Origin of the sequence: Cryobacterium gelidum (assembly GCF_004403985.1) — a bacterium.
Classification (GTDB): Bacteria; Actinomycetota; Actinomycetes; order Actinomycetales; family Microbacteriaceae; genus Cryobacterium; species Cryobacterium gelidum.
This window is the reverse complement of the sequence record NZ_SOHL01000027.1, coordinates 177,638-201,083: the sequence shown is the minus strand read 5'-3', so window position 1 is coordinate 201,083 and position 23,446 is coordinate 177,638. Positions and strand designations below refer to the sequence as shown.

Annotated in this window: 18 protein-coding genes and 1 pseudogene; 14 read left to right on the top strand and 5 right to left on the bottom strand. The window is 65.7% G+C overall.

Annotated elements, in window-relative coordinates; translation table 11 throughout:
* Nucleotides 1-81 precede the first annotated feature (81 nt).
* From E3T50_RS14020 to E3T50_RS14005, 4 genes are read left to right on the top strand one after another with little or no spacing between them, the layout of a single operon-like run.
* A complete protein-coding gene (locus E3T50_RS14020; RefSeq protein WP_134552729.1) occupies nucleotides 82-990 on the top strand; it encodes an ABC transporter ATP-binding protein in 909 nt (302 codons plus the stop codon).
* On the top strand, nucleotides 987-1,673 hold the full coding sequence (locus E3T50_RS14015) for an ABC transporter permease (protein ID WP_134552727.1): 687 nt from the start codon (nucleotides 987-989) through the stop codon (nucleotides 1,671-1,673). Before E3T50_RS14020 ends, E3T50_RS14015 begins: the two co-directional genes overlap by 4 nt.
* Nucleotides 1,670-2,425 (top strand): ABC transporter permease, encoded by a 756-nt coding sequence (locus tag E3T50_RS14010; RefSeq protein ID WP_134552725.1) that lies wholly within the window; start codon nucleotides 1,670-1,672, stop codon nucleotides 2,423-2,425. Before E3T50_RS14015 ends, E3T50_RS14010 begins: the two co-directional genes overlap by 4 nt.
* A complete protein-coding gene (locus E3T50_RS14005; RefSeq protein ID WP_134552723.1) occupies nucleotides 2,409-3,332 on the top strand; it encodes an ABC transporter substrate-binding protein in 924 nt (307 codons plus the stop codon). The genes E3T50_RS14010 and E3T50_RS14005 overlap by 17 nt, the downstream gene beginning before the upstream one ends.
* 11 nt (nucleotides 3,333-3,343) lie before the next feature.
* Here the strand turns inward: E3T50_RS14005 and E3T50_RS14000 are convergent, their stop codons facing one another.
* Together E3T50_RS14000 and E3T50_RS13995 are read right to left on the bottom strand one after the other, a co-directional pair.
* A complete protein-coding gene (locus E3T50_RS14000; RefSeq protein ID WP_134552721.1) occupies nucleotides 3,344-4,333 on the bottom strand; it encodes a M56 family metallopeptidase in 990 nt (329 codons plus the stop codon).
* Between the two features lie 18 nt (nucleotides 4,334-4,351).
* On the bottom strand, nucleotides 4,352-4,738 hold the full coding sequence (locus tag E3T50_RS13995; protein ID WP_134552719.1) for a BlaI/MecI/CopY family transcriptional regulator: 387 nt from the start codon (nucleotides 4,736-4,738) through the stop codon (nucleotides 4,352-4,354).
* Nucleotides 4,739-4,845: 107 nt separating this feature from the next.
* Between E3T50_RS13995 and E3T50_RS13990 the strand changes: the two genes are divergently transcribed.
* The 4 genes and pseudogenes from E3T50_RS13990 to cydC form a co-directional block, all read left to right on the top strand.
* A complete protein-coding gene (locus E3T50_RS13990; protein WP_134552717.1) occupies nucleotides 4,846-6,258 on the top strand; it encodes a cytochrome ubiquinol oxidase subunit I in 1,413 nt (470 codons plus the stop codon).
* A gap of 23 nt (nucleotides 6,259-6,281) precedes the next feature.
* Nucleotides 6,282-7,286, top strand: a complete 1,005-nt coding sequence (cydB, locus tag E3T50_RS13985) for a cytochrome d ubiquinol oxidase subunit II (RefSeq protein ID WP_134552715.1) — start codon at nucleotides 6,282-6,284, stop codon at nucleotides 7,284-7,286.
* Between the two features lie 4 nt (nucleotides 7,287-7,290).
* On the top strand, nucleotides 7,291-8,976 hold the full coding sequence (gene cydD / locus E3T50_RS13980; RefSeq protein ID WP_134552713.1) for a thiol reductant ABC exporter subunit CydD: 1,686 nt from the start codon (nucleotides 7,291-7,293) through the stop codon (nucleotides 8,974-8,976).
* Nucleotides 8,969-10,627, top strand: a pseudogene (gene cydC, locus E3T50_RS13975) (thiol reductant ABC exporter subunit CydC); the annotation flags it as partial. The gene cydD and the pseudogene cydC, both read left to right, overlap by 8 nt.
* Before the next feature lie 69 nt (nucleotides 10,628-10,696).
* On the opposite strand, the gene E3T50_RS13970 reads toward cydC, so the two are convergent.
* Nucleotides 10,697-11,332, bottom strand: coding sequence for a DedA family protein (locus E3T50_RS13970; protein WP_134552711.1), 636 nt, complete (start codon nucleotides 11,330-11,332; stop codon nucleotides 10,697-10,699).
* Nucleotides 11,333-11,431: 99 nt separating this feature from the next.
* Between E3T50_RS13970 and E3T50_RS13965 the strand changes: the two genes are divergently transcribed.
* The 5 genes from E3T50_RS13965 to holA all read left to right on the top strand — a co-directional run bounded on the left by E3T50_RS13965 (nucleotide 11,432) and on the right by holA (nucleotide 19,954).
* Nucleotides 11,432-12,868: an anthranilate synthase component I family protein gene (locus tag E3T50_RS13965; RefSeq protein ID WP_134552709.1), complete on the top strand. Its 1,437-nt coding sequence runs from the start codon at nucleotides 11,432-11,434 to the stop codon at nucleotides 12,866-12,868.
* An 82-nt stretch (nucleotides 12,869-12,950) separates the two neighbouring features.
* Nucleotides 12,951-15,551: a leucine--tRNA ligase gene (gene leuS, locus E3T50_RS13960; protein ID WP_134552707.1), complete on the top strand. Its 2,601-nt coding sequence runs from the start codon at nucleotides 12,951-12,953 to the stop codon at nucleotides 15,549-15,551.
* A gap of 139 nt (nucleotides 15,552-15,690) precedes the next feature.
* On the top strand, nucleotides 15,691-16,410 hold the full coding sequence (locus E3T50_RS13955; RefSeq protein ID WP_134552705.1) for a helix-hairpin-helix domain-containing protein: 720 nt from the start codon (nucleotides 15,691-15,693) through the stop codon (nucleotides 16,408-16,410).
* Nucleotides 16,407-18,860: a ComEC/Rec2 family competence protein gene (locus E3T50_RS13950; protein WP_134552703.1), complete on the top strand. Its 2,454-nt coding sequence runs from the start codon at nucleotides 16,407-16,409 to the stop codon at nucleotides 18,858-18,860. The genes E3T50_RS13955 and E3T50_RS13950 overlap by 4 nt, the downstream gene beginning before the upstream one ends.
* A gap of 38 nt (nucleotides 18,861-18,898) precedes the next feature.
* Entirely contained in the window at nucleotides 18,899-19,954 is a 1,056-nt protein-coding gene (holA, locus tag E3T50_RS13945; protein ID WP_134552701.1) for a DNA polymerase III subunit delta, read from the top strand.
* Nucleotides 19,955-20,180: 226 nt separating this feature from the next.
* On the opposite strand, the gene rpsT is transcribed toward holA, so the two are convergent.
* Together rpsT and E3T50_RS13935 are read right to left on the bottom strand one after the other, a co-directional pair.
* Complete coding sequence (gene rpsT, locus E3T50_RS13940) at nucleotides 20,181-20,444, bottom strand: 30S ribosomal protein S20 (protein WP_092339797.1); 264 nt, start codon at nucleotides 20,442-20,444, stop codon at nucleotides 20,181-20,183.
* A 225-nt stretch (nucleotides 20,445-20,669) separates the two neighbouring features.
* The gene (locus tag E3T50_RS13935) at nucleotides 20,670-21,395 is read right to left on the bottom strand and encodes an alpha/beta fold hydrolase (RefSeq protein ID WP_134552699.1); all 726 of its coding nucleotides are present in this window, start codon (nucleotides 21,393-21,395) and stop codon (nucleotides 20,670-20,672) included.
* Nucleotides 21,396-21,593: 198 nt separating this feature from the next.
* Between E3T50_RS13935 and lepA the strand changes: the two genes are divergently transcribed.
* Complete coding sequence (lepA, locus tag E3T50_RS13930; RefSeq protein ID WP_134462908.1) at nucleotides 21,594-23,444, top strand: translation elongation factor 4; 1,851 nt, start codon at nucleotides 21,594-21,596, stop codon at nucleotides 23,442-23,444.
* The last annotated feature ends 2 nt before the right edge of the window (nucleotides 23,445-23,446 follow it).

The window sequence follows — 23,446 nt, the reverse complement described above, 5'->3', positions numbered from 1 at the left end:
TCGGTTTTGCCAGTTGCGGCGAATAGTGATTGGGTTAACATCTGCTTTGTGTTGACCCGATGCGAGGAGCGAGCCACCAAGATGATTGAATTCCACTCGGTGACCAAACGATTCCCCGATGGCACCCTCGCCGTCGACGACTTCAGCCTCGCGCTGCCCTCGCACAAAACCACCGTGTTCGTCGGAACCTCGGGGTCGGGCAAGACGACCCTGCTCCGTATGATCAACCGGATGGTCGATCCGACCAGCGGGTCCATTGACATTGATGGAGCCGACATCGGTACCCTTGAGCCGGTCCAGCTGCGACGCGGAATTGGCTACGTCATGCAGAACTCGGGGCTGCTTCCCCATCGCAGGGTCGTCGACAACGTCGCCACCGTGCCGATGCTGCGGGGAACGCCGAAAAGGAAAGCCCGCGAAGAGGCACTCGTGCTCCTGGACACGGTGGGCCTGGACCGATCCCTCGCCAATCGGTATCCCAACCAACTCTCCGGCGGCCAGCAGCAACGCGTTGGCGTTGCACGCGGGCTCGCTGTCAATCCCAATATCCTGCTCATGGATGAGCCATTCGGCGCGGTGGATCCCATCGTGCGCGCCGAATTGCAGCAGGAGCTACTGCGGCTGCAACGCGAACTCGGCAAGACGGTTGTCTTCGTCACCCACGACATCGACGAAGCCTTCCTGCTCGGCGATCGGGTGGTCATCCTGCGCACCGGCGGCAAGGTCGCCCAGGTGGGTACCCCCGCCGAGATCCTGGCGAATCCGATCGACGAGTTCGTGGCGACGTTCGTCGGCGCGGATCGAGGCAAAAGGTCTTTGCACGTCGAAAATCGCGGCGATGGCGACATCGTGGTCGACGGAACAGGGCGCCTGGCCGGAGTGCTCGTCGGCTCCCGCTCGCCGACCGCATCCTCAACGGTCGGTACTGGAGAATCAAAGGCCGGTCCGCGTGGGCCGGGTGCTCCGGCGCAGGGTGGGGATTCGCGGTGACCTGGATCTGGTCAAATCTCGACCTCATCTGGGATCGCACAATCGATCACCTCGTACTCAGCGTGCCCTCGATCTTCCTCAGCTTCGTCATCGCCCTCCCGTTTGGCTGGCTGGCGCATCGTTACCGCACGAGCCGGGCGGTCATTCTCACGACGGTCGGAGTGCTCTATGCGATTCCGTCGCTGCCGTTGTTCATCGTGCTGCCCTTTATCGTGGGCACCAGCATCCGCTCGCCACTGAACCTGATCATTGCGCTCACTCTCTACGGAGTCGCCCTGATGGTGCGGGTGGTCGCGGATGGTCTCGGTTCCGTCGACCGAGACGTGCAACAGTCGGCGACGGCCGTCGGTTTTTCGGGATGGACGTCATTCTGGCAGGTTGAGCTGCCCCTGGCGGGCCCCGTTCTGCTGGCCGGCCTGCGCGTGGTGGCCGTCAGCACGGTGAGTCTCGCCACGGTCGGCGCGGTGATCGGCGCTCAGAACCTCGGCAGCTTGTTCACCGACGGGTTCCAACGGGGAATCCAGGCCGAGATCATCGCCGGCATCGTGGCCACCGTGCTGCTCGCCCTCGCCCTGGATGCGGTGCTCGTTCTGCTTGGACGGCTGTTGATGCCGTGGACCCGGCGCTCCGCGAGCGGCGCACGGACCCGACGCGATGCCGTCGTCGCGGGGGTAGCCACATGAGCTTTCTCATCGACACTCTGGCCTGGTTGAGCGACCCCGCGAATTGGGTCGGCGCCGGCGGAATTCCCACGCGTCTGGCCCAACACCTGCTGTTCACACTGGTGACCCTCGTCATCGCAGCGGCGATCGCCGTGCCGATCGGGTTCTTGATCGGGCATACCGGTCGTGGCCGGGGGTTCGCCGTGGCAACCTCGGGCGCCTTCCGGGCCATTCCCACTCTGGGCCTGCTCACCCTCGTCGCACTGTGGGTGGGTATCGGCTTGAACGCCCCCTATGTGGCGCTGACCGTGCTGGCCATTCCGCCCATTCTGGCCGGTGCCTACACCGGATTCGAGGCCGTCGATCGTAAAGTTATCGATGCGGCCAGGGCCGTGGGCATGTCGGAGGCACAGATCGTGCTCAAGGTCGAGTTGCCGCTCGGGCTGCCCCTGCTCATTGGGGGCCTTCGCTCCGCGACCCTGCAGGTGGTCGCAACGGCCACCCTCGCGGCGTATGTCGCCGATTTCGGGCTCGGCCGCTATCTGTTCGCCGGTCTGCGCACCCGCGACTACGGCGAAATGCTGGGCGGCTCGATTCTGGTGATCCTGCTCGCTATCGTGTTGGAGGGTGTGTTCGCCCTCGTACAAAAGTTGGTCGTTCCCCGCGGTGTGACAGCGGGGCTCCCCACAGATATCCCGGGCGGGTCATCCCGATCCCGACCGGTGATGGAATCCACCATCGAGGAAGGAAACAGCAATGTTCACAGCACATAGAGGCCGACTCACGCTCATTGGCGCCGTCGCGGTTGGGGCCGTCGTAGCCCTCGCAGGGTGTGCGTCGGGGGATCCCCTGGCGGAACCGTCGAGTGGTGCCGCCGGGTCGACCATCGTGGTCGGGTCGCAGGCGTATTACTCCAACGAGATCATCGCCGAAATTTACTCCCAGGCACTTGAAGCCGGTGGCTTCACCGTCGATCGACAGTTCCAGATCGGTCAGCGCGAGGTCTACCTGCCCGACATCGAAAGCGGCAAGATCGATGTCTTCCCGGAATACACCGGGAGCCTTCTGCAGGCCCTCGACAAGAACGCCGTCGGTGGCACCAGTGACGCGGCCTACGCAGAACTCCAGGCGGCCCTGCCCGACAACCTCCGGGTTCTCGACAAGGCGGACGCCTCCGATCAGAACTCCTGGACCGTCACCGGTGCTTTCGCGAGCAAGTATAACCTCACCGACGTAGCCTCCCTGACCAACGTCACCGAACCGATCACCGTCGGCGGTAATTCAGAGCTGGAGACCCGTCCGTACGGGCCGACTGCCTTGAAGGAGAAGTACGGAATTGACATCGCCGGGTTCGTGCCGGTCGAGGACAGCGGCGGACCGCTGACCGTGAAGGCGCTCGTCGACGGCGACATCCAGCTCGCTAACATCTACACGGCCAACCCGAACATCAAGACCGACAATCTGGTCGCCCTCTCCGACCCTGACGGACTGTTCTTTCCGGACAACGTCGTGCCCGTCGTCTCCAAGAAGGTCGATGACAGCGCGGCGGGGATTCTCAACAAGGTCAGTGCGGCACTGACGGCCGACTCTCTGGTCGAGTTGAATTCGCAGAGCGTCAACGACAAGCTCTCGGCCGACAAGATCGCGACGGCCTGGCTGACCCAGGAGAAGTTGCTCTAGCTGAAACGGTTCTAAGCCGCGAACAGAATGAGCGCCGGCCCGGCCAGGAGCATCGCCGACACGGTAAGAGCTCCGGCCGTGGCCGCGTGGCGCAGCGGCTGGACCGGGTTGACCAGCCGTGCCACGCGGGGCATCACCTGATACGCCGGATGCTCGGGTTTGGCAGACACTACCTCGTGGGTGAGGGAAGCGGATGCGGCGGCGGGAGCCAGCGCATCCGCTTCACTCGTGCGTTTCGGGGCAAAACCGGCCAGGGCGAAGCCCACCAGCGCGATCGCGCGGGCGAGGGTGTGATCGTCGACGACTCGGCGGGCGTAGTCGTCGGCGAGCATCTCCACCAGCAGAGCGACGGCGTTTTCGGCGCGATTGGCGATGGGAAACCACGGCAGCGCGCTGTGCCAGCTCTTGAAGGCGAGCAATACCAGGTGGTGCTGTTGCACGAGGTGGGCCTGTTCGTGCGCGATCACTGCGCGTAGTTGGTCGGCATCGAGCAGTCGGAGCAGCCCATTCGAAAGAACCGTTGCCGAATGCCCGGCTCCGGGAAGGCAATAGGCGACCGGCGCTGGATGGTCGATGACCCGCATTCCCGGCTGGCCGTTCAGGGGATCGCTGAGCAGAGTGATGAGGGTGTGGTGCCGGCGGCGTTGCCGTTCGGCGCGAACGAAGGTCGCGAGCAGATTCAGCAGCAGGTGAGTGCCGAGCAAAAGGGCAGCGCCCAGGGCGAGCACGTGGGTGAAACTCGTGCCGGACGGAAGAGTGCCGGTTCGAAGATCGCCGCCGAGGGCGACGATGCCCTGCCTCAGGGGGCTGCCGAAGGGAATGAGGCCATAGAGCAGCAATGAGCCGATCATCGAAATACCGCCGGACAGGGCGATGGCTTGCCACAGCACGAGTGCCACGCCGGGGGAGCGGGCCGGCCAGTGTGATCGGGCCAGCGCCAGCGGCACCGGCCAGGCGAGCAGCACGGCGATGGCCCCGAGCAGGGCGGAGGCGGTGATCACGGCGCAGCTGGAGCGGGGTTAGGAGTTGTCGGACGTTGCGACGCCGAGCAGCTGGCGAAGGGTCTCTGCCTCCTCGGGGCTGACGCCTCCGATGAAGCGCACCAGTGCCGCTTGACGGTCGGGTACTTGCTCGAGCACGTCGTGCATAAGGCCGGCCGTGTGAGCGGCCCGGGTCATGAGGGCGGTATAAGCGTGGGGCCGAACGCTGCGGTCGCGGGTGACGAAGCCCTTCGTTTCGAGCCTGGACAGCACCGTCAAGACGGTCGTCGTCGCAAGGGGCTTCGGTCGCGCGGACGCAATGTCGCGATTGAGCAGGGACTGCCTGAGTTCGTTGGCCGTCAACGATGTCGGGGAGTCCCACAGGACATCCATCATCAGCCTCTCGAGCACACCCAAAGATCCCATGCAATCCATAGTACGCCCCGAAACTGAGACTTCTACACAGCGTAGAAGCGTAATCTTCTACACAGCGTAGAAAAGTGTGCGCTGGTATTAACAATGCTGGAGGGCATATGAACGAGTGGTTGGATCCTTTACTCCTCTCACGGTGGCAGTTCGGTCTCACGACCATGTACCATTTTTTGTTCGTCCCACTGACGATCGGCTTGGCGCTCACTGTCGCGATCTTCCAGTCGGCCTGGGTGCGCACGGATAAGGCAAGATACCTGCAGCTGACGCACTTCTTCGGCAAGATCTTTCTCATCAACGTCGCCATGGGCGTTGTGACCGGAATCGTTCAGGAATTTCAGTTCGGCATGAACTGGTCGGACTACTCGCGTTTCGTCGGTGACGTCTTCGGCGCTCCGCTCGCCTTTGAGGGCATCGTCGCGTTCTTTCTCGAGGCGACGTTCATCGGACTGTGGATCTTCGGCTGGGACAAACTGCCCAAAAAGATTCACCTGGGCACGATCTGGTTGACCGTGATCGGCTCGATCACCTCGGCCTACTTCATTCTTGCCGCGAATGCGTTCATGCAAAATCCGGTCGCCTACACGATCAACGAGGAGAAGGGGCGTGCCGAACTCACGAGCATCTGGGACCTGCTCACGAACCCGATTGCTCTCGCCGCGTTCCCGCACACGATTTTCGCCTGCTTCATGGTGTCTGCCGGACTCATTATCTCGGTAGCCGCCTGGCACCTCTATCGCAACCAGCACCTCGACACGATGCGTCCCGCACTCAAGTTCGGCCTCTGGATGATGGTCATCGCCGGAGTGCTCACCACGCTCGCCGGTGACCAGCTCGGTCTGGCCATGGTCGACGCCCAACCGATGAAGATGGCCGCGGCCGAGGCGCTCTATCACACTGCAACCGGTGCCAACGCAAGCTTCTCAGTCTTCACTCTGGGCACGCCGGACGGCGTGCAAGAGCTGTTCTCCGTGCGTATTCCGTACCTGCTCTCCTTTCTATCGACCCACACCTTCGACGGCACAGTCGAGGGCATCAACAACCTGCAGGCGCAGTACGTCACTCTCTACGGCCCTGGCGACTACACCCCCACGATCTGGATCACCTACTGGGCGTTCCGCTGGATGATCGGCCTCGGACTCGCGCACATGCTCGTCGCCGTCGTCGGCCTGTGGCTGACCCGTGGGGGGCGCAGCCCGAAGCGCACCTGGGTGTGGAAGGTCGCGATCTGGAGCTTTCCGTTCTCCCTGCTCGCGATGAGCGTCGGTTGGGTCTTCACGGAGATGGGCCGTCAGCCCTGGCTCGTGTTCGGACTCATGCGCACCGCGGACGGCGTCTCGCCCGGGGTCAGCGGAGTGGAGATTTTGATCTCGTTGATCGTCTTCACCCTGCTGTACGGTGCTCTCGCGGTGGTCGAGGTCAAACTCATTTTGAAGGCCGTCCAGAAGGGCCCGGACGATGCGCCGGTTCAAGACGCCGAATCCGGGGCACACCAGCACGCTGTCACGGTCTATTAGGACGGGATTACGGAGAATACACAATGGATCTCACAATTCTTTGGTTCTGGATCATCGCTTTCATGTTCATCGGGTACTTCGTACTCGACGGCTTCGACTTCGGGGTCGGTATGTCCCTGCCTTTCCTCGGCAGAGACGACACCGATCGCCGCGTTCTCATCAACACCATCGGTCCGGTTTGGGACCTCAACGAAACCTGGGTCATCGTGGCAGGGGCGTCGCTGTTCGCGGCATTCCCCGAGTGGTACGCGACGATGTTCAGCGGGTTTTATCTGATACTGCTGCTCATTCTGGTGGCCCTGATCCTGCGTGGTGTGTCATTCGAATATCGGCACCAGCGCCCCGAATCAGTGTGGAAGAAATGGTTCGACGGCCTGATCATCGTCGGTTCGGCCGTTCCGGCGTTGCTCTGGGGTGTGGCCTTCGCCAACATCGTGCAAGGCGTGAAGCTCAACGCCAACCACGACTACGTCGGAACGATCTTCGACCTGCTCAACCCGTATGCCCTGCTCGGCGGCGTCGCGACGCTGCTGCTGTTCTTCGTGCACGGGGTGGTGTTCGTGTCGCTCAAGACCGAGGGGGACATCCGGATGCGGGCCCGCAAACTAGCGACGAAAGCTGGATTCGCGACGATCGTCGCCGCGGCCACATTCCTGGCCTGGACGACGCTCGCCTACGGCACCGTGGTATCCGCTCTGTTCGCCGCCCTGGCCGCTGCCCTGCTGATCGCATCGTTCCTGGCCAACCTGCGCGGCGCCGAACGTCTCGCATTCGCCCTGATGGCCGGCACGATCGGTCTCGTCGTACTGACCCTGTTCTCGTCATTGTTTCCCGACGTCATGCCGGCCAGCAACGACCCGGCCAACAGCCTGACGATCGCGAACGCTTCCTCGTCGACCTACACGCTCGGCGTGATGAGCTGGACGGCACTGATCGGTATGCCCGTCATTCTGCTCTATCAGGGCTGGACCTACTGGGTGTTCCGCAAGCGCATCGGCCGGGCCCACATTGACCTCGCCGTACACTAGGGCAGTGCGCCCTCTGGATCCTCGCCTTCTTCGATATGCTCAAGCAGCGCGCCGGTTTCTTCTGATCGGCGCACTGCTGGGTCTTGCGCAAACCCTCGTCGTTATCGCGTTCGCCTGGCTGCTGACCCGGGCCGTCACCCTGACGGTGGCGGGGGAGCCACTCGCTGAGATCATGCCGACCCTGGTCGCTCTGGCCGGGGTGATCGTGCTGCGCTCCACGCTCATCTGGCTGCTCGAGGTCTCGGCCAACCGCGGCGCCGCCCAGGTCAAGAGCCAGTTGCGGGCCCGAGTCCTGGCCAAGCTCGCCGAGCGTGGCCCCGACTGGGTCGCCTCCCGGCAGAGCGCGGGCCTGTCCACCGTGGTGACCACCGGTCTTGACGCTCTCGACAACTACTTCGCCCGGTACCTGCCGCAACTGTTACTGACCATGATCGCGACGCCCATTTTGATTGCGGTCATCCTCTCGCAGGACTTCGCCAGCGGCCTCACAGTCATCATCGTGATCCCACTCATTCCCGTGTTCATGATTCTCATCGGCCGGGCCACCCAATCGGTGCAGCGGGAGCAGTGGCAGGCGCTCCAACGCCTCTCCACCGGTTTTCTCGACCTGGTCGGTGGCCTGGGCACCCTCAAGATCTATGGCCGCGAGCGACGCCAGTTCGTGCTGATCCGCTCGATTACCGAGCAGTACCGCGCCCGCACCATGAAGGTGCTCCGGGTGTCGTTCTTGAGCGGCTTCGTGCTCGAGCTTGCAGCGAGCCTCTCGGTCGCGCTCATCGCTGTGTCGATCGGCCTGCGGCTCATCGACGGCGCGCTGCTGCTCGGTGTGGGCCTGTTCGTGTTGCTGCTCGCGCCGGAGGCATTTCTGCCGGTGCGCCAGGTCGGCGCCCAATTTCATGCCGCCGCCGACGGCCTGGCCGCCGCCGAAGAGTTGTTCGCTATTCTCGATGACGACACGGCACCGGCTTCAGGGACAGCGGATGCCGCCGAGTTCGCGCCAGGACGTGAAACGGAGCCCGCCGGGCAACCCGGCTCCGGTTCGGGCACGCTTCGCCTGGCCGGCGTTTCCGTTCGACGTGGCAACACCGTGGTGATTGACCAGCTGCACGCGGAATTTGCACCCGGGGAACTGAGCGTGGTGCGCGGAGTGAGCGGGGTTGGGAAGTCGACCCTCGTGGCCGCCCTGCTCGGTTTCGTCCCGATGACCGGTGAGCTGACGCTTGGTGGCGTGGCCGCCACGGCCGGGGCGACCAGGCCGTGGCTGGCCTGGGCCGGTCAGCGCCCTGGCCTTTTTCGAGGAACGGTGGCCGAGAATGTGTCGCTCGGGGCAGTCTTTGCCAACCAGGGCCTGCGTGACGACGGCCTCGTCGCGCAGGCGCTCGACTGGGCGGGCGCCTCCGAGGTGTCACCCGCCACGGTTCTCGGGGTGAACGGCGATGGGCTCTCCGGCGGTCAGGCGCAACGCGTCGCCGCCGCGCGGGCCATCTACCGTGTGCTCGCGACCGATTGCCACGTGGTGATTTTGGACGAACCGAGCTCAGCGCTGGACTCCGACGCTGAGGCCGGTCTTCTCGCGGGGCTGCGCAATCTGGCCGACCAGGGTCGCGTCGTGATCGTCGTCAGTCACCGGCCGGCCGTCGTGGCCGCAGCAGACCACGTGGTGGAACTGCAGGAGATGAGTCATGTCTGACGCAACGCTCGACAGCGCTGCCCGAGACGTGCTGCGCCTCGCCCAGCCGCGGCAGCGCTGGTTTGTTCCCGGGCTGCTGGCCGGCATCGGGAGCGCCGTCATGGCGGTGGGGCTGCTGGCCTGTTCGGCTTGGTTGATCACCTTCGCGGCCGATATGCCGTCGTTGGCGTTTCTGGGCATGGCGATCGTCGGGGTGCGCGCCTTCGCGATTGGGCGCTCCGCGCTCCGCTACCTGGAACGGCTGACCAGCCACGATGCCGCGTTCCGGCAGCTCGCCGAACTGCGGCTGGGAATCTTTCGTCGCATCGTTCCGGTGGCCCCGGCCGGGCTCGCGAGTACCGGGCGCGGCGACCTGCTCACCCGCCTCGTGCGCGATGTCGATGACCTGCAGGACCTGCCGTTGCGCGTCGTGCAACCACTCCTGGTGGCTGGCATCACCGCCCTGCTCAGCGTGGTCGGCATCTGGCTGATCGTCCCGGCCGCCGGGCTCACCCTCCTCGTCTGCTTGCTGCTGGCCGGAGTTCTCGGCACCGTCTTCTCCGGCACTCTGGCCGCACGGTCCGACCGCGAGCTCGCACCCTTGCGTGGCGCCCTCGCCGACGAGGTACTCGAAATCGTCGAGAACCTCGATGTGCTCACTGCCTTTGACGCCCTCAGCCCGCGTCTCGTGGCGCTCGCGCGCACCGATGCGCGCCTGCGCCGGGCCACCCTGCGCCGCTCGGTCGGGGTCGGCGTGCAATCGGCCGTCGTGTCCCTGTTCGCCGGTGCGGCAACGCTCGGCGCGCTCTACTTCGGTATCCCCGCGCTCACCAGTGGTGGCGGATTGCTCAGCCCGGTACTGCTCGGCCCGACTCTCGTCGTGGCCGTGCTCGTGCCGATGGCTGTGTTCGAGGTGTTCGGCATGATTCCCTTCGCCGCTTCTGCCTGGCGTCAAGTGCGGGTGAGCGCACGGCGCGTCGCCGGTGTCGTTCCGGCGTCGCCGCCCGCCGAGATTCCCGTCGACGTTGGGCACCCGCAAGCGCTCCTTAGTGCAGACCAAGACGCGTTGCCAGCCTCAGCCCCATTGCCAGTCGTGCTCGAACTGACCGATCTCGGCGCACGCTGGCCGGGGCAATCCGAACCCGGCGTGGCCGGCGTGACCCTGCGCCTGGCGCCGGGGGACCGGGTGCACCTCGCCGGCCCGAGTGGCGCCGGCAAGACCACTCTCGCCCAGACCCTCGTGCGCTTTCTCGACTACTCCGGCTCATACCGGCTCAATGGGGTCGAAGCGCGGCTGCTCACCCAGACCGAGGTGCGTCGGGTGGTTGGATTGTGCGAGCAGCGCCCCTGGTTGTTTGATGACAGCATCCGTCAGAATCTCTTGTTCGCCCGCGATACCGCCACCGATGCCGAACTCGACGTTGTGCTGGCCCGCGTCGGACTGGCCGACTGGGTCGCCCAGCGCGGCGGCCTCGACGCCCGTGTGGGCGAGCGCGGTGCGCTTATCTCCGGCGGTCAGGCCCAGCGCATCGCGCTGGCGCGTGCCCTGCTGGCCGATTTTCCGGTGCTCATCGTCGACGAACCCACCGCCAACGTCGATAGTGGCGGCGCGGATGCCCTCGTGCGCGATATCCTCACCGCGGCGGCCGACGCCCGCCGCGCGGTACTGCTCATCTCGCACACACCGGTGCCCGACGAGCTCGTGACCGCGCGGGTGACATTATCGGCGCGACCCAGCGGGTCAGTCCATGTGGCGCAGTTCGCGGCGGTGCAGCCACTTCTTGATCAGAAACACGGCGAGCACGAACAAGGCGATCGCCCCGACGAACAGATAACCGGCAAAATGCAGCTGGCCACTCAGCTCGCGGTAACCGCCGGCCGCCGCCGACCCGACGCTCACGTAGGCGAGGGACCAGAGGATGCTGGCGGGAACGGTCCAGGCCATGAAGGTGCGATAGCGCATGCGACTCGCACCCACAGTGACCGGAATGAGCGAGTGCAAGACCGGTAAGAACCGGGAGATGAATACGGCGACACCGCCGCGCCGGTCGAGATAGATCTCGGCGCGAATCCAGTTGTGTTCGCCGATGCGTCGGCCCAGTCGGCTGCCCCGAATAAACGGACCGAAATGGTGTCCGAGGGCAAAACCGATGCTCTCTCCGGCCAGTGCGCCCACGATCACGGCCAGAACGAGGGTCACGAACTCGACCGGGCTGGCTACCGCCGTGCTGGCCACGATGACGATCGTGTCGCCGGGAACGACTAAGCCCACCAGTACCGAGGTCTCCAGCAGCATGCCCACGAAGGCCAGAAGCGTTCGAATGACCGGGTCGACGGCGGAGACGGTGTCGAGGATCCAGGTGAGGATGTCATTCATCTCTCCCAGCCTACGTGGTGCGCGCGATTCAACAAGGTCGCGGCGAGCGGGCACGGCTCGAGCACACGGGTGCCCGCGGCGAAAAGCTAGGCTGTTCTGGTGACCGGTGCCGTGCAGAGCAAACTCCTGGCCGGCTGGTCGGACCCCGCGGCAGTCTTTGCCGCGCTCTACAGCGCCGACCGGTATACCTTCTGGCTCGATGCCGGCCCGGGCGCGCGCACCGGCGTCAGCTACCTCGGCGCGGCCTCGCCCACCTCCCGTTTCATTACCGCCTCGGTGGCGGAGGGCACGATCACCAGCAGATACGTTCGCGCGAAGCATCCTGCGCCGCCCCGGGTCACGCACGAGACCGTCTTCGAGTTCCTGCGTCGCGATCTAAACGCGCACGGTGCTGGCGGCGACAAGCCCGAGGGTGACGGGTTCGACCTCGGCTGGGTCGGCTGGCTCGGCTACGAACTGGGCGCGCAAACCGTCGGCGCACCCGGGTACGAGTCGCGGTATCCCGATGCGGCTCTGCTGGAGATAGACCGCATGATCCGGTTCGACCATGGTGACCGCACCGTGACACTGGTGGCACGCGCACCGGCAACCGAGTCCCGCTCGTTCGTGACCGACTGGTTCGAGCAGATGACCGAGGCACTGGCTGCGACGACGACGACGACGGCGGCACCCGAGCCGGCCGGCCCGTCCCGCCCCGGGGCATCCGCTGCCTCGCATTGGCGTCACCGTCCCACCGCGTATGCCGCACTGATTGAGACCTGTCTGGCTGCCATCCATGACGGCGACGCCTACCAACTGTGCCTGACCAATGAGATTCGGGTGCCGGGCCGGTGGCATCCGGTCGATACCTACGGCGTGCTGCGTGCCGGCAGCCCGAGCCACCACGGCGGTCTGCTGCGATTCGGGGACGTCGCGCTGCTCAGTGCGAGCCCGGAGCAGTTTCTGCACGTCGGCCGGGATCGACGCATCCGGACCAAACCGATCAAGGGCACCCGTCCGCGCTCGAGCGACCCGGTCGAGGACGACCGGCTGAAACTCGAGCTGCAGCACAGCGACAAGGAGCGCGCCGAAAACCTGATGATCGTCGACCTCATGCGCAACGATCTCGGGCGCATCGCAAAGCTGGGAACGGTCGCTGTCTCCACCCTGCTCGCGGTGGAGAGCTACCCGCATGTTCACCAGCTGGTCAGCACCATCGAGGCACAACTCGCACCGGGTGTCACGGTGATCGATGCCATTGAGGCGTGCTTTCCGGCCGGTTCCATGACGGGCACTCCGAAGCAGAGCGCGATGACAATCCTCGACTCGCTCGAGCAGGGGCCGCGGGGCATCTATTCCGGAGCATTCGGGTACATCGGGCACGGTGGCAGCGCCGACCTGGCCATCGTGATCCGCAGCATCGTGCTCGATTCAGCCGGGGCCAGCATCGGAACCGGCGGCGGAATCACCGCCCTGTCCGACGCTGCCGAAGAGATCGAGGAGACCCGAATCAAGGCGGCCGCACTGCTTACGAGCCTCGGTGTCACCGCGCCCTAGTAATCTAATGGGTGTAGACGTGTGCTTTGTCGCGCGTGCACCCGAGCGGATGCTCCCGCATCGATCATGTTCAATCCCTGCAATGAATGAGAGTCACGTGGCACACGAGCACGAAAGCGTCCGCATCGACGCGCGCGATGAGAGCGACGAAGAGGTGTATGACTTCGCGGCGATCCAGGCGAAGTGGCAACCCATCTGGGAAGAGCTGGCGCCGTTCAAGACGAGCGCGGGCGGCGACACCCGGCCGCGCAAGTACGTGCTCGACATGTTTCCTTACCCGTCCGGCGACCTGCATATGGGGCACGCCGAGGTGTACGCGCTCGGCGACGTGGTGGCCCGCTACTGGCGCCACCAGGGTTTCAACGTGCTGCACCCGATCGGCTGGGACTCCTTCGGGCTGCCCGCCGAGAATGCCGCCATCAAGCGAGGCATCGACCCGCGCGGCTGGACCTACGACAACATCGCCCAGCAGAAGAAGAGCATGAAGCTCTACGCGACCAGTTTCGACTGGGACCGCGAACTGCACACGAGCGACCCCGAATACTACAAGTGGACCCAGTGGCTGTTCCTGCAGCTCCACAAAAAGGGCCTCGCCTACCGCAAGGACAGCTGGGTCAACTGGGACCCGATCGACCAGACCGTACTCGCCAACGAACAGGTCCTGGCCGACGGCACGAGCGACCGCAGCGGCGCCGTCGTGGTCAAGAAGAAACTGACCCAGTGGTACTTCAAGATCACCGACTACGCCGACCGCCTGCTCGACGACCTCAACCAGCTCGAAGGCACCTGGCCGGCCAAGGTGCTCAACATGCAGCGCAACTGGATCGGACGCTCCATCGGAGCGGATGTCGACTTTGCGATCGAGGGACGCGCCGAACGCGTCACCGTGTTCACCACCAGGCCAGACACCCTGTTCGGAGCGACGTTCATGGTCGTGGCCCCGGACTGCGATCTCGCCGCTGAACTCGTCGCCGAGGCCACCCCGAGGGAACAGGAAGCCTTCCAGCACTATCTCCTGCAAGTACAACGCAGCACCGAGATCGAGCGTCAGGCGACCGATCGGCCCAAGACCGGCGTGTTCCTCGGCCGCTACGCGATCAATCCGGTCAACGGCGAACGCCTGCCCATCTGGGCGGCGGACTATGTGCTCGCCGACTACGGTACCGGTGCGATCATGGCCGTGCCTGCCCACGACCAGCGCGACCTCGACTTCGCCCGCGCCTTCGACCTGCCCGTGCGGGTCGTCGTCGACACCAACTCGCCGGCCACCGGCATGATCCCGGTGATCACGCAGGGCATGCTGGACGGAACCGAAAATCTGCCGGAGCTCGATCCGCTCAACACCGGCATAGCGCTGGCCGGCGAAGGCCGCCTGATCAATTCCGGCCCGCTCAATGGCCTGAGCAAGATCACCGCCATCAAGCGCATCATCGAACAGCTCGCCGCCGACGGGCTCGGCCGCGCCGCGAAGAACTATCGCCTGCGGGATTGGCTGGTCTCCCGGCAGCGTTACTGGGGTGCTCCGATCCCGATCATCCACGGTGCCGATGGCGCCGAGATTCCGGTGCCGGAAGACCAGCTGCCGGTCTTGCTTCCGCCCGCAGCGGGCCTCGATCTTAAGCCCAGGGGAACCTCCCCGCTGGGCGGTGCCGCAGACTGGGTCAACGTGCCGAACCCGATCGACGGCACTCCGGCCAGACGCGACGCAGACACCCTGGACACCTTCGTGGACAGTTCGTGGTACTTCCTGCGGTTCCTGAACCCGAAAGATGACACCAGGGCCTTCGATCCGAAGGAAGCCGAAAAGTGGGCTCCCGTCGACCAGTACGTCGGAGGCGTCGAGCACGCCATCCTGCATTTGCTGTACGCGCGTTTCATCACCAAGTTCCTGTTCGACGAGGGCTATGTGAGCTTCACCGAACCGTTCACCGCGCTGCTCAACCAGGGCATGGTCATTCTCGACGGCACCAAGATGAGCAAAAGCAAGGGCAACCTTGTCTACTTCACCGAGGAGGTGGAGACCCACGGCGTTGACGCTGTGCGCCTCACGATGGCGTTCGCCGGCCCGCCGGAAGATGACATCGACTGGGCTGACGTCTCCCCGGTCGGCTCGGCCAAGTTCCTGGCCCGCGCCTGGCGCGTTGCCCGCGACGTCACGAGCGCACCCGACGTGGAGTGGAAGAGCGGCGACGTGAGCCTGCGTCGCGTCACCCACCGGTTCCTCGCCGATGCGCCCGGCCTGGTCGAATCGTTCAAGTTCAACGTCGTCGTCGCGCGCCTGATGGAGCTGGTCAACGCCACCCGTAAGGTCATCGACACCGGTGCAGGCCCCGCGGATGCCGCCGTGCGCGAAGCGGCCGAGGTCACCGCCATGGCGCTGAACCTGTTCGCGCCCTATGCCGCCGAAGACATGTGGGAGCACCTCGGCTATGAGCCCTGCATCGCTCTCGTGCCGTGGCGCAAGGCCGAGCAGACCCTGCTCGTGCAGGAGTCCGTCACCGCGGTCGTGCAGGTGGACGGCAAAATGCGTACCCTGCTCGAGGTCTCACCGAAAATCTCCGGTGAAGACCTCGAGAAGATGGCGCGGGAGGCGGCTGCGGTCATCCGTTCCATCGGTGACCGCGAGATCATCAAGGTGATCGTGCGCGTGCCCAAGCTCGTCTCGTTTGTCACGCGAGCCTGACGACCCACGCAAGACGGGCCCCGGTCTCTTCCCTGAGGGAACGGTCGGGGCCTTCCTCCACAGGTCGTCTGCCGGCTCACGGCGCACAGATGTGTTCGCCAACGACAAACGGATGCTCCGCGCGGCCTAGCCTGCGAGCATGCAGCCCGACCGTTTTCCCCTCGACCTGGAGCGACTCGCTCCTGCCGCCCGGGCTCGCCCTCGCTTGCGGGTCGGTGTTGGTGCGGCGGTCGTGTTACTGCTGCTCGCCCTCGTCGTTGCCGTGGTCGTGTCGGCCATCGGGCAGCAGGCCGGGCAGCGCACGGTCGGGTCCGGATCGGTGTCGGTCCCCTCGGGCGGTGCGTTCGAGAGCGCCACTCTGGAGCCTTTTGATGCCGGTGCGAGTGCTGCGCCCGAGGGGAGGACCGGTGCAGACGCTGGCGCCATGATGTTCGTGCACGTTCTCGGTGCGGTTGCTCGGCCCGGGCTTTTTCAGCTGCGCGACGGTGCGCGGGTCATGGATGCGATTGCAGCCGCCGGCGGTCTGACGGCCGAGGCTGATCCCGCCGGGGTGAACCTGGCGCGCATCGTGACGGATGGCGAGCAGTTCTATGTTCCGCGCCAGGGCGAGATCCCGCCAGGAATCCCCGCGGCGGCCACCGGCTCCGGGGGAGTGAGCGCGCCAGCGGCCAAGGTGAACCTCAACACGGCCACGGTGGCCGATCTGGATTCCCTGCCGCGCATCGGCCCGACCATGGCCCAGCGCATCATCGACTATCGCACGTTGAATGGCCGGTTCAGCAGCGTTGATGGACTGCGTGATGTTGCCGGGATCGGCGACAAAACGTTTGCGGGCCTCGAAGACCTCATCACGGTATGAGCCTCGACCTGCGGCTGGCGCTTCCGGTGCTCGCCGTGTGGCTGACGGCAGGCCTGCTGATCGGCGCTCCCGCGGAAGCCGGGGTCGTTGCCATGACGCTCTGGCTGTTGGCCGGCGGGTGTGCCGCCCTGCTTGTCGCCAGCCGGATACCCCGGCGCGTGACGTCGCCCGCGCCGCCGCGATTTCGCAGCTGGCAGAAAATGGGCGGCAGCCTGATGCTCTGCTGCGCCGGCGCGGCGCTCGTGGCGACCGCCGTCGGAGTCTGGGCGCCGGTGCGCCTGCCGCCAGAAGTGCGTGCCGCAGCAGAATCACACGCCACGGTCACGGCCACCGTCATTGTCTGGTCGGTTCCCGTTGCGGCGAAGGCCTTCATCGGCAGTGGAGCCTCTGGACGGGTGCGCTATCGGGCCACCCTCACCCAGATCGCCAGCCGTGGCGAGACGGCGCACGTCTCGAGCCCGGTCGTGGTGTTCGCCGAAGCTGCCAGGGGCCGACACGAACCAGAGATCGGGTCGAGCGTGCAGCTGCGCGGCACGCTGCGCACGACCCAGCCCGGAGACGCCGCGGTCGCCCTGCTGTTCGCCACTGAAACAGCGCGCAGCCTCGCCGCGCCACCGTGGTGGCTGCAGTGGGCCAACGAACTGCGGGCACGCTTCAAGACAGCGGCGACGAGTCTCGCCGGCGACGGGGGCGACCTGCTACCCGGACTGGCCATCGGTGACACGAGCGCGGTCAGCCCCGCCCTCGACAGCGCGATGAAAACCAGTTCGCTCAGCCATCTGACGGCGGTGTCCGGGGCCAATTGCGCTATCGTCATCGCCTCGATCATGCTGCTCGGCGGCTATCTTCGACTGCGCCGGGCCTGGCGCATCCTGTTCTCGCTGATGACACTACTCGGCTTCACCGTTCTGGTCACGCCGGAGCCGAGCGTGCTGCGCTCGGCGGTCATGGCCACGCTCACCCTGGTATCGATCGGCGTCGGCCGACCCGGTCGGGGGATACCTACCCTGCTCGCTGTCGTGATCGGCCTGTTGGTGAGCGATCCCTGGTTGGCCCGCAACTATGGTTTCGCCCTCTCGGTGCTCGCGACGGCCGGGCTCCTCGTGCTCGCCGGCCCGCTGGCTCGCGTGCTGGCCCAATGGATGCCGACGGCCCTCGCGGCGATCATCGCCATTCCCCTGGCCGCCCAACTGGCCTGCCAGCCGGTGCTGATCCTGCTGAACCCGAGCCTGCCGCTGTACGGGGTTCCAGCCAACATACTCGCCGGCCCCGCCGCGCCGATGGCGACGGTGGTCGGGCTGATCGCCTGCCTGACCCTGCCGGTCCTGCCGGGCGTTGCTGCAGGACTGCTCGCCGTGGCCTGGCTGCCGTCTGCGTGGATTGCCGCCGTGGCCCAGGGAGTGTCGACGTTGCCCGGTACCCGGCTGCCCTGGCCGGGCGGTCCGCCGGGAGTGCTGCTGCTCGTGGCTGTCACGATGCTGGGGCTCGTGGTCGTGCTGCGCGGGCCGGCCGCCCGGCCGGCCCGCTGGCCAGCGGCGGCACTGGCTGTACTGCTCATCGGTCTGGGCGGGTACGCCGGGTCGCTCATCGGCACGGGAATCGGGCGCGTCGTGTCCTTTCCGCCCGACTGGCAGATCGCCACCTGCGATATCGGCCAGGGCGACGCCGTCGTCGTGCGGGACGGTGATCAGTATGGGCTCGTCGACGTCGGACCCGACCCGAAGCTACTCTCCACCTGCCTCGCCACGCTCGGCATCACCCACATCAACCTGCTCCTGCTCACCCACTACGACCTCGACCACATCGGCGGGGTCGATGCCGTCATCGGACGGGTCGACACCGCGCTGGTCGGGGTGCCAGAGAACGCCGAGGACGAACGCCTGCACGAGCGCCTCGCCGCGGGCGGGGCCACGGTTCGCCAAGCCGCGCGTGGTGATGCCGGTACGCTCGGCGGGCTGCGCTGGAAAATTCTCTGGCCCATTCGCGGCGCGACGACGATGCAGGTGGGCAACCCGGGAAGTGTCACGATCATGTTCGACGGGCGGGGCATCCGCTCGATTTTTCTCGGCGATCTCGGGCAAGAGGCGCAGGACACCCTGCGCCGGGTGTCACCGCCCGGCCGGGTCGACGTCGTGAAGGTTGCGCACCACGGTTCGGCCGACCAGAGCCCGGAACTGTACGCGGAGCTGCGGGCGCGGGTGGGGCTGATCTCGGTCGGGGCGACGAACACCTACGGTCACCCGACCGACAAGCTGCTCCGTATTCTCGCGTCTCTGGGCACGATGTCGGTGCGAACGGACCTCGAGGGTTTGGCCGTGGTCGCACCCGGAACCAACGGCACGCTCGTGCTCTGGACCGAGAAAGTCACCGACCGCGGTCCGCCAACCAGCCCAACCCCGCAGCAGACCGATGTACCGTACGCCGCCGGGCGAGTCAGCGGTGCGGGTTAGGCTTGATTTACCCCCGCACGAGACCCAAGGAGAGCGCTTTGGCCGCACGACCCGCCACGACCGGTTCCCGGGCCGTTAAGGCTTCCCCCGCCCGCACGGCCAAGGGCACCGTTATTCCCCAGCTTGGCTGGCATCAGGTGCGCCCGGCGCCGATCGTGCTCGTCTCCGGAACCGAAACGTTCCTCGCCGAACGCGCCATTCGTCAGCTGCGCGATTTTCTCAAGCTCGAAGATCCCAGCCTCGAAATCAGCGACGTGCAGGCCGACAGCTATGCGCCCGGTGAACTGCTCACCCTCGCGAGCCCCTCCCTGTTCGGCGAGCCCCGCCTGATTCGCGTCAGCAACGTCGAGAAGTGCAGCGACAACTTTCTGGCCGAGGCGCTGGATTACCTCGAAAACCCGGCCGAGGACACCTACGTCGTGTTGCGGCACGGCGGGGGGGTGCGCGGCAAGAAACTACTCGACACGATCCGCAGCGGACTCGGCGGCGCCATCGAAATCGTCTGCACCGAACTCAAAAAAGACACCGAGAAGTACGAATTCGCCGCCAACGAGTTCAAGGTGGCCGGCAAACGCGTCACGGCGAGTGCCCTGCGTCAGCTCGTCGCCGCGTTCTCCGACGACCTCGCCGAACTCTCCGCCGCCTGCCAACAACTCATCGCGGATGCAACGAGCGAGGTCACCGAGACCACGGTCGACCGCTACTACGGCGGCCGGGTCGAGACCAACGCGTTCAAGGTCGCCGATTGGGCCATCGCCGGCCGCAACGGCGAGGCGCTCATCACCCTCCGGCACGCGCTCACCTCCGGCGCCGACCCGGTGCCGATCGTCGCGGCCTTCGCGATGAAGATTCGCACCATGGCGAAGGTCTTCGGGGCCCGCGGTGGCTCCGCCCAGCTCGGCGCCCAATTCGGACTGGCCCCCTGGCAGGTTGAACGCGCGCAAAAAGACCTCCGCGGCTGGAGCGACGAGGGTCTCGCCCGCTGCATCCTGGTGCTCGCCGAAACGGATGCGGCGGTGAAGGGTGCCGGCCGCGACCCGGTGTTCGCGCTTGAACGCCTGATCGGCGTCATCGCCCGCCGCGGCGAGCAGTAGCGCGTTCCGGAAGGTCCAGTAGCGCGTTCCGGAAGGTCAGAGAGAGTCGGCCGCCGCGACCTGACGGTGGATCGGTTCAGGGCGAGCCATGCCCGGCTATGAACTCGGGTTACCGCGAAACAAGAAAACCCCCGCCGGGAGGGCGAGGGTTTTCTGTGCAACGGGGGAGCAGGATCCGCTCTCTCGAGCCGATGCGATCACACCCGTCGGGTGCAGCGAGTATTGATCAGACGAGGGCGGAAACGGCCTTCGCGATGGCCGACTTCTTGTTCGCAGCCTGGTTCTGGTGGATGACACCCTTGCTGACGGCCTTGTCGAGCTTCTTGGACGCAAAGGCGAGACCGACGACGGCCTTGTCCTTGTCGCCAGCGGCAATTGCGGTACGAGTCGCGCGGATTGCGGACTTGAACTCGCTCTTGACAGCCTTGTTGCGCTCCTGGGCCTTCTTGTTGGTGCCAATTCGCTTGATCTGCGACTTGATATTTGCCACGTTTTTTACGCTTTCGTTAGATTCTGGTACGGACAGCCGCTCAGCGGTAGAGGGCGCTTCTGCGGCGAAAATCGTGCGGGGTGGGACCCGACACGCAAGCCAACCACTAACGCTACCAGCAAGTGCCTCCATCCCGAAACCGGCCCCGCCCGGGTCGCGGATGTCCAGAGGCCGATAGTCGCAGGCCTCCGACCCGAAAATGGACACCGCATCAGACGCTGATGGTCAGGCAGCGGACACCTGGCCGGCGACCCGCAACAGAATGGTCGTGAAGCGCTCCGGCTGGGCCAGGCTTGACAGGTGCGTCGCACCCGGAACCACGACGACCTCCCCGTTGCGGCATGCGGCCAGAAAACGCCTCTCGTTCAGCCTAAAGTGATCGAGGGCGCCGTTGACCAACCAGATCGGCCCCGGGTACGCCGCGAGGCTGGCCAGGGGGGTCAGCGTGGAGGTCGCGCGCAATCCGGCATCCATCACGTCGAGCGCGGCGCCGCCCGCGAGTACGTCGCGCGCGCCGGCGGGCGGCAGTAATCGGCGGGCCATGGTTTCGTGCAGCCACAAGCCGCGATCGGGCAGTCGGTGAATCATCCGGGCAAGCACGCGGTACCCCTCGAGCAGCACACCCTTCGGTACTGCGCTACAGCCAGCGGCGACGAGTCCGGCCACCCGATCGGGGTGCTGGGCGGCATACGCCATGGCGTAGTAACCGCCGAGCGATAGTCCCACGAGCAGAACTCGACCACCGAGGTGCGCCGCCCCGTCATCGATGGCGGCGAGCGCCGTCGGTACCGTGAACGACTCGCCCATCCGCTTCCCGTGGCCCGGCAGATCGATTGCGAGCACCGGGTACCCGGCGGCACGCAGCGTCTGCTCTTGATGACGCCACATCGTCGCCGAAGCCCGAATCCCGTGCACGAGCAGAACCGGCACACGCGCCTCGGGAATCTTCATGCCCGTGAGCCTAGCCAGCCGCCGCGCGAGGTGGCTGGGCGCGCCCGTTGCGCCAGTCGCCGGGCATGGATGGCGCGGGTCTACGGCGGGCTCAGCCGTCCTGCGATACCACCGCGCACGCGTCCCCGAGCTTCCTGCGAGCCCGGCGCAGCTCTCGGAGACCGGTAACCGCACCGAGCATGGAATAATGGACGAACTATGTCACCGAGAGCCCTTCACGCGCTGGAACCGGCCGCCACGGCCCCCGAGTTCATCCGAAACTTTTGCATCATTGCCCACATCGACCACGGCAAGTCGACGCTCGCCGACCGGATGCTGCAGATCACCGGCGTCGTCGACGAACGTTCCATGCGCGCCCAGTACCTGGACCGCATGGACATCGAGCGTGAACGCGGCATCACCATCAAGAGCCAGGCCGTGCGCATGCCGTGGGAGATGGACGGCGTCACCTACGCGCTGAACATGATCGACACCCCCGGCCACGTCGACTTCACCTACGAGGTCTCCCGCAGCCTCGCCGCCTGCGAGGGCGCCATCCTGCTGGTCGACGCGGCCCAGGGCATCGAAGCCCAGACCCTCGCCAACCTCTACCTCGCCCTCGAAAACGATCTCACGATCATCCCGGTGCTCAACAAGATCGACCTGCCGGCCGCCGACCCCGACAAGTACGCCCGCGAACTCGCGAGCCTCATCGGCGGACGCCCCGAAGACGTGCTGCGCGTCTCCGGCAAGACCGGTGCCGGTGTGGAGGAACTGCTCAACCTCGCCACCACGATGATTCCCGCGCCGCAGGGCAACCCGGATGCCGCGGCCCGCGCCATGATCTTCGACTCGGTCTACGACAGCTACCGCGGCGTCGTCACCTACGTGCGCATGATCGATGGTCACCTCAAGGCCCACGAAAAAATCCAGATGATGTCGACCAGGGCAACCCATGAGATCCTCGAGATCGGCGTCATCTCGCCCGAACCGATCGAAAGCAAGGGGCTCAAGGTCGGCGAGGTCGGCTACCTGATCACCGGCGTGAAAGACGTGCGCCAGTCCAAGGTCGGCGATACCATCACGACCGCCCTGCGCCCGGCGACCGACGCGCTGCCCGGCTACAACGAACCGCAGCCCATGGTCTTCTCCGGGCTGTACCCCATCGACGGCAGCGACTACCCGGCGCTGCGCGAAGCGCTCGACAAACTCAAGCTGTCCGACGCCAGTCTCGGGTACGAGCCGGAGACCTCCGTCGCTCTCGGTTTCGGCTTTCGCTGCGGCTTCCTCGGCCTGCTCCACCTCGAGATCATCACCGAACGCCTCGAACGCGAGTTCAACATCGACCTCATCACGACCGCGCCGAGCGTGCCATACGAGGTCACCACCGACGACAAACGCACCATCACGGTCACCAACCCGAGCGAATACCCCACCGGCAAGATCGCCAAGGTTCTCGAACCCATGGTCAAGGCCGCCATCCTCGCGCCGAAAGACTACGTCGGCGTCATCATGGAGCTCTGCCAGAGCCGCCGCGGCACGCTGCTCGGCATGGAATACCTCGGCGAAGACCGCGTCGAGATTCGCTACACGATGCCGCTGGGCGAGATCGTGTTCGACTTCTTCGACATGCTCAAGGGCCGCACCGCCGGGTACGCCTCGCTCGACTACGAACCCTCCGGCGAGCAGGAGGCCGACCTGGTCAAGGTCGACATCTTGTTGCAGGGCGAACAGGTCGACGCGTTTTCTGCCATCGTGCATCGGGACAAGGCCTATGCCTACGGCGCTCTCATGACCGGGCGCCTGCGCAAACTGATTCCGCGCCAGCAGTTCGAGGTGCCCATTCAGGCCGCGATCGGCGCCCACATCATCGCGAGGGAGAGCATCTCGGCGATGCGTAAAGACGTGCTCGCCAAATGCTACGGCGGTGACATCTCGCGCAAGCGTAAGCTGCTTGAGAAGCAGAAAGAAGGTAAGAAGCGCATGAAGATGGTCGGCCGGGTCGAGGTGCCACAGGAGGCCTTCATCGCAGCGCTGTCGGGGGACATTGAGACGAAAGACAAGAAGTAAAG

Bases quoted from the DNA above. Each gene is read 5' to 3' on its own strand.
- E3T50_RS13970 (WP_134552711.1), bottom strand. From the start codon at position 11,332: ATGAATGACATCCTCACCTGGATCCTCGACACCGTCTCCGCCGTCGAC.
- leuS (WP_134552707.1), top strand. From the start codon at position 12,951: ATGAATGAGAGTCACGTGGCACACGAGCACGAAAGCGTCCGCATCGAC.
- E3T50_RS14020 (WP_134552729.1), top strand. From the start codon at position 82: ATGATTGAATTCCACTCGGTGACCAAACGATTCCCCGATGGCACCCTC.
- E3T50_RS13955 (WP_134552705.1), top strand. From the start codon at position 15,691: ATGCAGCCCGACCGTTTTCCCCTCGACCTGGAGCGACTCGCTCCTGCC.
- E3T50_RS13935 (WP_134552699.1), bottom strand. From the start codon at position 21,395: ATGAAGATTCCCGAGGCGCGTGTGCCGGTTCTGCTCGTGCACGGGATT.
- lepA (WP_134462908.1), top strand. From the start codon at position 21,594: ATGTCACCGAGAGCCCTTCACGCGCTGGAACCGGCCGCCACGGCCCCC.
- E3T50_RS14005 (WP_134552723.1), top strand. From the start codon at position 2,409: ATGTTCACAGCACATAGAGGCCGACTCACGCTCATTGGCGCCGTCGCG.
- E3T50_RS13950 (WP_134552703.1), top strand. From the start codon at position 16,407: ATGAGCCTCGACCTGCGGCTGGCGCTTCCGGTGCTCGCCGTGTGGCTG.
- E3T50_RS14010 (WP_134552725.1), top strand. From the start codon at position 1,670: ATGAGCTTTCTCATCGACACTCTGGCCTGGTTGAGCGACCCCGCGAAT.
- E3T50_RS13995 (WP_134552719.1), bottom strand. From the start codon at position 4,738: ATGGGATCTTTGGGTGTGCTCGAGAGGCTGATGATGGATGTCCTGTGG.
- E3T50_RS13990 (WP_134552717.1), top strand. From the start codon at position 4,846: ATGAACGAGTGGTTGGATCCTTTACTCCTCTCACGGTGGCAGTTCGGT.
- cydB (WP_134552715.1), top strand. From the start codon at position 6,282: ATGGATCTCACAATTCTTTGGTTCTGGATCATCGCTTTCATGTTCATC.